The organism is Pseudomonas sp. K5002 (assembly GCF_013386655.1).
Classification (GTDB): Bacteria; Pseudomonadota; Gammaproteobacteria; order Pseudomonadales; family Pseudomonadaceae; genus Aquipseudomonas.
In genome coordinates, this window is sequence record NZ_JACARK010000830.1 from 1 (window position 1) to 6952 (window position 6952).

Below are 6952 nucleotides of genomic sequence, written 5' to 3' on the forward strand. Positions count from 1 at the left end.
AGCCTGAGCCAGATCTGCAACCAGCTGATCGTCGGCGGCGGCATTGCCAACACCTTCCTGGCCGCTGCCGGTCACCCGGTGGGCAAATCGCTGTACGAGCCGGACCTGCTGGACACCGCCCGCGCCATCGCCGCCAAGGTCAGCGTGCCGCTGCCGGTAGACGTGGTGGTGGCCAAGGAATTCGCTGAAAGCGCCGAAGCCACCGTCAAGCTGATCGCTGACGTTGCCGCTGACGACATGATCCTGGACATCGGCCCGCAAACTGCAGCCAACTTCGCTGAACTGCTGAAGTCGTCCAAGACCATCCTGTGGAACGGCCCGGTCGGCGTGTTCGAGTTCGACCAGTTCGGCAACGGCACCAAAGTGCTGGCCCATGCCATCGCTGAAAGCTCGGCATTTTCCATCGCTGGCGGTGGCGACACCCTGGCGGCCATCGATAAATATGGCGTTGCTGACCAGATCTCCTACATTTCTACGGGGGGTGGTGCGTTCCTCGAATTCGTTGAAGGCAAGGTACTGCCGGCTGTCGAAGTGCTGGAAAGCCGGGCCAAGGGATAAGGCACTTGCTGAGGAAAAGGAGCATTCCGATGATCAGGTCGTTGGCACTGGTGATTGCAGCGGGCCTGCTGGCCGGCTGCGGCAGCACGCCGAAAGCGGCGCCCGAGGCTGAAAAGGCCGGGGCGGCGCGGCAAAAGAGTTGCTACCAGGCTGACTGGCAGGCCGAAACCATGCCGGTGATCAACAAGCGCATCGGGCCGGACGGGTTGGAGAAATACGACTCTGCGCCCAACGGTCAGGAACAGGGTTGCCCTTGACGGGTCTGATTCACTAACCGACAGCAGCGGTGGCCGCAGGTCGCCGCTTGAGGATTGGCAATGAAAGGCGTTTTCGCCCTGGCGGCACTGGCGTTATTGGCCGGATGCACCAACCTGAACATGTTCGACAAGAAGGCAGAGCCGGCAGACAAGTGGACCACCTGGACGTGTGACAGCCAGGCGCAAGTCAACTGGCGCTTTGCCGACCAGGCCCGCACCCAGGTGGATCTGCGCCTCGGCGGCTCGGACCAGGTGTATCGCCTCAAGCAGGATGTGGCGGCCTCGGGCGTGCTGTACAGCGACGGCCAGTTGGCGTTTCACACAAAAGGTGAGGAAGGCCTGGTTTACTGGGTTGCCACCGATGATTTGATCGGGCGCGGCTGTAAAGCGCAATAACACGCCGCGATCACCTGTAGGCGCCGGCTTGCCGGCGATAGCGTCAGCCGCCATCGCCGGCAAGCCGGGTCCTACAGACAGGTTTAACGATTAAGCAGGGCAGGCTTTGAAAGCCTGACCTTCAATAACTTGAATAGCAGCCGCCGCTACGGCAGGCTTGCACGATTAACGACCCTCGACCGGGAGAGAGACTCACAATGGCACTTATCAGCATGCGCCAGATGTTGGACCACGCAGCCGAATTCGGCTATGGCGTTCCAGCCTTCAACGTCAACAACCTTGAGCAGATGCGCGCCATCATGGAAGCCGCTGACAAGACTGACTCTCCAGTGATCGTCCAGGCTTCGGCCGGCGCGCGCAAATACGCCGGTGCCCCGTTCCTGCGTCACCTGATCCTCGCCGCGATCGAAGAATTCCCGCACATCCCGGTGTGCATGCACCAGGACCACGGCACCAGCCCTGACGTGTGCCAGCGCTCCATCCAGTTGGGCTTCAGCTCGGTAATGATGGACGGTTCCCTGGGCGAAGACGGCAAGACCCCGACCGACTACGAATACAACGTACGCGTCACCCAACAAACCGTGGCCATGGCTCACGCCTGTGGCGTTTCGGTTGAAGGCGAACTGGGCTGCCTGGGTTCCCTGGAAACCGGCATGGCCGGTGAAGAAGACGGTATCGGCGCCGAAGGCGTACTGGATCACAGCCAAATGCTGACCGATCCGGAAGAAGCCGCCGACTTCGTGAAAAAGACCCAAGTTGACGCCCTGGCCATCGCCATCGGCACCAGCCACGGCGCCTACAAATTCACCAAGCCACCTACCGGCGACGTGTTGGCCATCGACCGCATCAAGGAAATCCACAAGCGCATCCCGAACACCCACCTGGTGATGCACGGTTCTTCCTCGGTACCGCAAGAGTGGCTGGCGATCATCAACCAGTACGGCGGCGACATCAAAGAAACCTACGGCGTGCCGGTTGAAGAAATCGTCGAAGGCATCAAGTACGGCGTGCGCAAGGTCAACATCGACACTGACCTGCGCCTGGCCTCCACCGGTGCGATGCGTCGCCTGATGGCCACCAACCCGAGCGAATTTGACCCACGTAAATTCTTCGGCGCTACCGTGACTGCCATGCGTGATGTATGTATCGCACGTTACGAAGCCTTCGGTACTGCGGGCAACGCTTCGAAGATCAAGCCGATCTCCCTGGAAGCGATGTACCAGCGTTACCTGAAAGGTGAGTTGAACGCCAAGGTCAACTAAGCCTTACGCGTTAATGAAAAGCCCGCAGCGATGCGGGCTTTTTTGTGGCTGAAATTTGATCAGGCGGCTGCGGGGGTGTCGAAGCCGCGGTATTCGATGACGCGGAATACGTCGCTTACGTCCTGCACCAGGATGCGGGCGGTGTTGGCTACGTGGTTCAGGTCACGCTCCGCAAAATCGGGCAGGCTGGAGCAGGCCATCAAGTTGAGGTGTTCGAGGGCGGCGTTGAGGCGTTCACGCAGGCAGGCGTGCAGGTCCGTGAGTGGTGCATCGCTGTCGATCAATAGCACGGGGTATTCGGTGGCTGTTTCGGTGCAAGGGGTGAAACGGCGGGGTGGGAGTTGTGGCTTCATGGCAAATCCTTAACTCAAAAGAAAATTGGCCACCGTTTGCTGCGAAACAAATAGGGTGGCAGCTGTACGCGGGTTCGCAGACCGAGGAGTTAAGACCCGGCAGACCCGAAGGTCTCCCACGTACAACCGCCATAAAAAGCCGAGCATTGGCAGGACTGCCTATGTCGTATTTTGACGGGTACGGTATTAACTCTGTAGGGCTGCGAAACCCTATCGCCGTTCAATGCCGGCGACGGGGCGAACTATAAGCGGCGCTCCGATTCACCGCAACGGCCCTGTAGGGCACAGGACCCCTGTGGGAGCCGGCGGTGCGACGATTCGACTTGCCCGCGATGGCGGTGTGCCAGTCGAAGAATAAGTTGGCTGATACACCGCCATCGCGGGCAAGTCGAATCGTCGCACCGCCAGCTCCCACAGGGATAAGTGTTGTTTAAGTGATTGTGTTAATCACCGAATGATCCTTGGGTCCATAGGACAGTGCCTACGAGATGTGAGGAGACTTAGTTCTCCAGCAGCACCTTCGGATTCGAGTTACCCCACACCGTATACAGATCCGCCAGCAACGCACCGTTGATGTCTTCAACCTCCGCCTGGCTGGTCTCCACCGCGCCCTGCTTGCCGAACAACACCACCTCATCGCCGCTCTTCACGGTCGGCACGTCGGTGACATCGACCATCAGCGTGTTCATCGACACCTTGCCCACCACCGGCACCCGGTGCCCGTTGATCAGCACGATGCCTTTGTTGGTAAACGCCCGGCGATAGCCGTCGGAATAACCCACGGTGATGTTCGCCAGTTTCGAATCCCGCGCCAGGGTGTAGGTGCGGTCGTAGCCTACGGTGTTGCCTTTCGGGTAGCTGTTGACCGACGCCACGTGGGATTTGAACTGCATCACCCGCTTGTATTCGGTGAACGACGGCACGGTATCGCCAAACAGCAGGCCGCCCGGACGAACCATGTCCAGCCGCGACTCGGGTACTTCCAGGGTGGCGAAGGAGTTGGCGGCGTGCAGGGTGATTTTGCTGCGGTCGAGCTGGGCGACGCTGATCAGCCAGTTGGCTTGTTCGTTGAACGCCTTGAGCCCGGTGCGCACGTCGGCGGCGTCTTCGACGGCGAAGTGGGTCATGATCGCCGTCACCTGCAGGTTTGGCACCTTGGTAATGGCTACGGCGTCGCGGCGGCCCTGGGCGGTGGTCATTTCCACACCGTTGCGGCTCATGCCGCTGGAGTTCAGGCCCAGGTGCACGACCAGTGGGCGGCCGTGGTTTTCGGCGATCAGGCTGGCGCGCACGGCGAAGTCCAGATTGCCCACCAGCTCTTCGACGTTATACGGCAACGCAGCTTCCAGCTCGCTCAGGGCGGCGGTGCGTACGCGGATCAGTTGGCCCTTGAAGCCGCTTTCACGGACCACGCGGGCTTCTTCGTTGCTGGCGATGCCGACGCAGGGCACGCCCAGTTTGATCACCGAGGGCATCAGTAAACCGATGCCGTGACCGTAGGCATCCGCCTTGAGCACGGCGCAGATTTTCGACTTGTCAGCGAGGCTGGCTTGCAGGGTGCGGATATTGTTTTCGAAGGCGACCTTGTTGATTTCGACCCAGGCGTTGCTGTCCTGGATATTGACCTGGACCACCCCGTCGGCCATCGAGAGGGGTGGGGCGGCGAAGGCCGGGTTTTGCAGCAGTACCATGCCCATAGAGAGGGCGAGCAGGGTGCGGGAAAAGGGCATTGGGCAGTCTCCATGACTTTCTTGTAGGGGGTAGTGCGCGTGCGCGGCGCCATACTCGGATTGTCCTACAAGAAAGTCGAGACCCTGGGTCGCGGTTCTGTCCTAAAGCGTCGTGGGACCGGTCGCTGAAGCGAATCAGCTTCAGTCGTGATCAATGTCCAGCTTGGCAAACGTCACGCGGGCGCCTTCCTTGCTGTTGCCGCTGTTGTCCTGCACGTAGGCGCCGGCCTTGAAGTACAGCGGCTGTTTGCCCCACGCAGCGCCGATGCGTTCGTTCCATTGCCCGTTGGCGGCGTCGACGCTCAGCAGGCCGGCCTTGTTCAGGTGGATGACGTAGGTGAAGTCGCGGTCCAGCGGTACGTTCTCGGCGACGATGATCACCCGGCCTTCCGACTCGTCAGGGCGCATGCGCACCTTGGCGACGATGTTGCCGGTCTGGGTTTTTTCCTTGTATTGGTACTCGACCTTGATCAGTGGCTTCTGGCTTTCGTAGGCGTGGATTTGACCGATCACCACCTTGCCGGACGATGGCACCTTGTTGACCGCCAACGTGGCGCGCAGGTAGTTGTCGGCTTCGCTGTACAGCCAGTTGCGCAGGCGGCCGTCGGCGTAGGTTTCCCTAAGTTCGCTGCGAGGGTAAACGGCGTTCTCGGTACGCGTGCCGGTGACCGGGGTCCAGAATTGCACGCTGCTGCCTTCGGCCTGGAAGTATTGGTCCTTGAACCCGCTGAGCAGTTTCGGGGTGTCGATGGTCGAGGGCGGGGAGCCGACGGGGATGCTCAGGTTCCAGGTGGACAGATCAATCATTGAATACGCCTTTAACGGGGAGAGAAGGCCTTGGCTCGGGAGCCGGCACTTTCTTTATAGGTGGCTCGAAATGGATTGTTAATGGCTTTGTGGCGGATTGTTGGCGCCAATGAAATGTCAAAAAGCCATGTTTCCCGTAAACCGCGGGCTGTAGGCACTGACCGTTAGTCGGTTGTCTGGGCTTTGGCGCAATGATGGCACCGTCGTGGCTTCTGCTTTATGGGATCCAGGGCTAGAGTGAGCCCTGATTGTTTATCCGGTTTTGTCGCAAAAATGACCGGAATGACTCCGACGAAAGAGAAGCAGCAATGGAATGCGCTCCAATCAAGCCTCGCGATGGTTGTTCAGTGCTTTTGGTGGTCGATGACTATCCCGAAAACCTGATCAGCATGCGTGCGCTATTGCAGCGTGAAGATTGGCATGTGGTGACGGCGGCCTCCGGGGTGGAAGCCCTGGGATTGCTGCTCGAACACGACGTCGACCTGGTGTTGCTGGATGTGATGATGCCCGGCATGGACGGGTTCGAGGTTGCCCGGCTGATGCGCGGCAGCCAACGCACGCAACTGACCCCGATCATCTTTCTCAGCGCTCACGCCCAATCGCCGGCGGCGATGCTGGAAGGCTATGCCAGCGGCGCGATCGACTACCTGCTGAAACCCTTCGACCCGAATATCCTCAAGCCCAAGGTCCAGGCCCTGCTGGAGCACCAGCGCAACCGCCGTGCCTTGCAGCGCCTGAGTCACGATCTGGAATCGGCCCGGGCCTTCAATGCCTCGGTGCTCGACAATGCCGCCGAAGGCATCCTGGTGGTGGGCGAAGACGGCGTGATCAGCTACGCCAACCCGGCGATTTCGCGGCTGATCAATGCGCCGGTCGCCGAGATCCAGGGTGCCGAGTTCCTGGGCTTCCTACAGAAGCCCCATGTGCCTGGGTGGTCCGATTCTGCCTTGTATGAAGGCTACAAACGTGGCGAAACCTGGCGCCTGCACGACGCCATCTTGCGCACCGCACCCGGCCAGCAGTTGCCCGTGGCGATGTCGTGCGCCCCGCTGCCGGCCGAGCAGAAAGCCATGGTGGTCACGGTGCTGGACATGTCCGAGGTGCGCCATCTGCATCAGCAACTGGAGTTCCAGGCCGTCACCGACCCGCTGACGGGCCTGCTCAATCGGCGTGGGTTTCACCAGTCGGTGGAGAATGTGCTGTTGCGCAGCGAGCGTAACGAGCAGTCGCTGGTGCTGCTGTACCTGGACCTGGACGGGTTCAAGCGGGTCAACGATTCCCTCGGCCACGACGCCGGAGACCGCGTGCTGCGCTGGGTCTCGGAACAGTTGAAGGCGTGCCTGCGCTCCTACGACATTCTCGGGCGCATGGGCGGGGATGAATTCACCGCGCTGCTGGAGCTGGAATTTCCGGAGCAGGCGGCCAAGATTGCGGAAAAACTGATCGAACGGGTGTCGATCTGTCAGCAGGTCGACGGTCTGGATGTGATGCTGGGCGTCAGTATCGGCATCGCCACTTTCCCGGACTGCGGCTCGGACCTCAACGGCCTGCTGCGCGCGGCGGACGTCGCGATGTACGAGGCCAAGCGC

Annotated in this window: 8 protein-coding genes; 5 read left to right on the forward strand and 3 right to left on the reverse strand. The window is 60.6% G+C overall.

The genetic code is table 11. The features are described 5' to 3' along the window. From pgk to fba, 4 genes are all read left to right on the forward strand, one after another. On the forward strand, positions 1 to 558 hold a 558-nt coding region (gene pgk / locus HX846_RS29360), incomplete at its 5' end, for a phosphoglycerate kinase (RefSeq protein ID WP_178966700.1). Positions 559 to 587: 29 nt separating this feature from the next. Further along, entirely contained in the window at positions 588 to 815 is a 228-nt protein-coding gene (locus HX846_RS29365; RefSeq protein ID WP_003216868.1) for a hypothetical protein, read from the forward strand. 60 nt (positions 816 to 875) lie between these two features. Beyond that, entirely contained in the window at positions 876 to 1211 is a 336-nt protein-coding gene (locus HX846_RS29370) for an MliC family protein (RefSeq protein WP_178966702.1), read from the forward strand. A 197-nt stretch (positions 1212 to 1408) separates the two neighbouring features. Next, a complete protein-coding gene (gene fba / locus HX846_RS29375) occupies positions 1409 to 2473 on the forward strand; it encodes a class II fructose-bisphosphate aldolase (RefSeq protein WP_003177554.1) in 1065 nt (354 codons plus the stop codon). Between the two features lie 59 nt (positions 2474 to 2532). On the opposite strand, the gene HX846_RS29380 is transcribed toward fba, so the two are convergent. The 3 genes from HX846_RS29380 to HX846_RS29390 form a co-directional block, all read right to left on the reverse strand. Next, a complete protein-coding gene (locus HX846_RS29380; protein ID WP_008434070.1) occupies positions 2533 to 2826 on the reverse strand; it encodes a hypothetical protein in 294 nt (97 codons plus the stop codon). Positions 2827 to 3326: 500 nt separating this feature from the next. Then, positions 3327 to 4556: an alanine racemase gene (gene alr, locus HX846_RS29385; protein WP_178966704.1), complete on the reverse strand. Its 1230-nt coding sequence runs from the start codon at positions 4554 to 4556 to the stop codon at positions 3327 to 3329. A 141-nt stretch (positions 4557 to 4697) separates the two neighbouring features. Next, entirely contained in the window at positions 4698 to 5363 is a 666-nt protein-coding gene (locus HX846_RS29390; RefSeq protein ID WP_177020225.1) for a polysaccharide lyase family 7 protein, read from the reverse strand. Between the two features lie 308 nt (positions 5364 to 5671). Here HX846_RS29390 and HX846_RS29395 point away from each other — a divergent pair. Continuing rightward, on the forward strand, positions 5672 to 6952 hold a 1281-nt coding region (locus HX846_RS29395; RefSeq protein WP_178966709.1), incomplete at its 3' end, for a diguanylate cyclase domain-containing protein.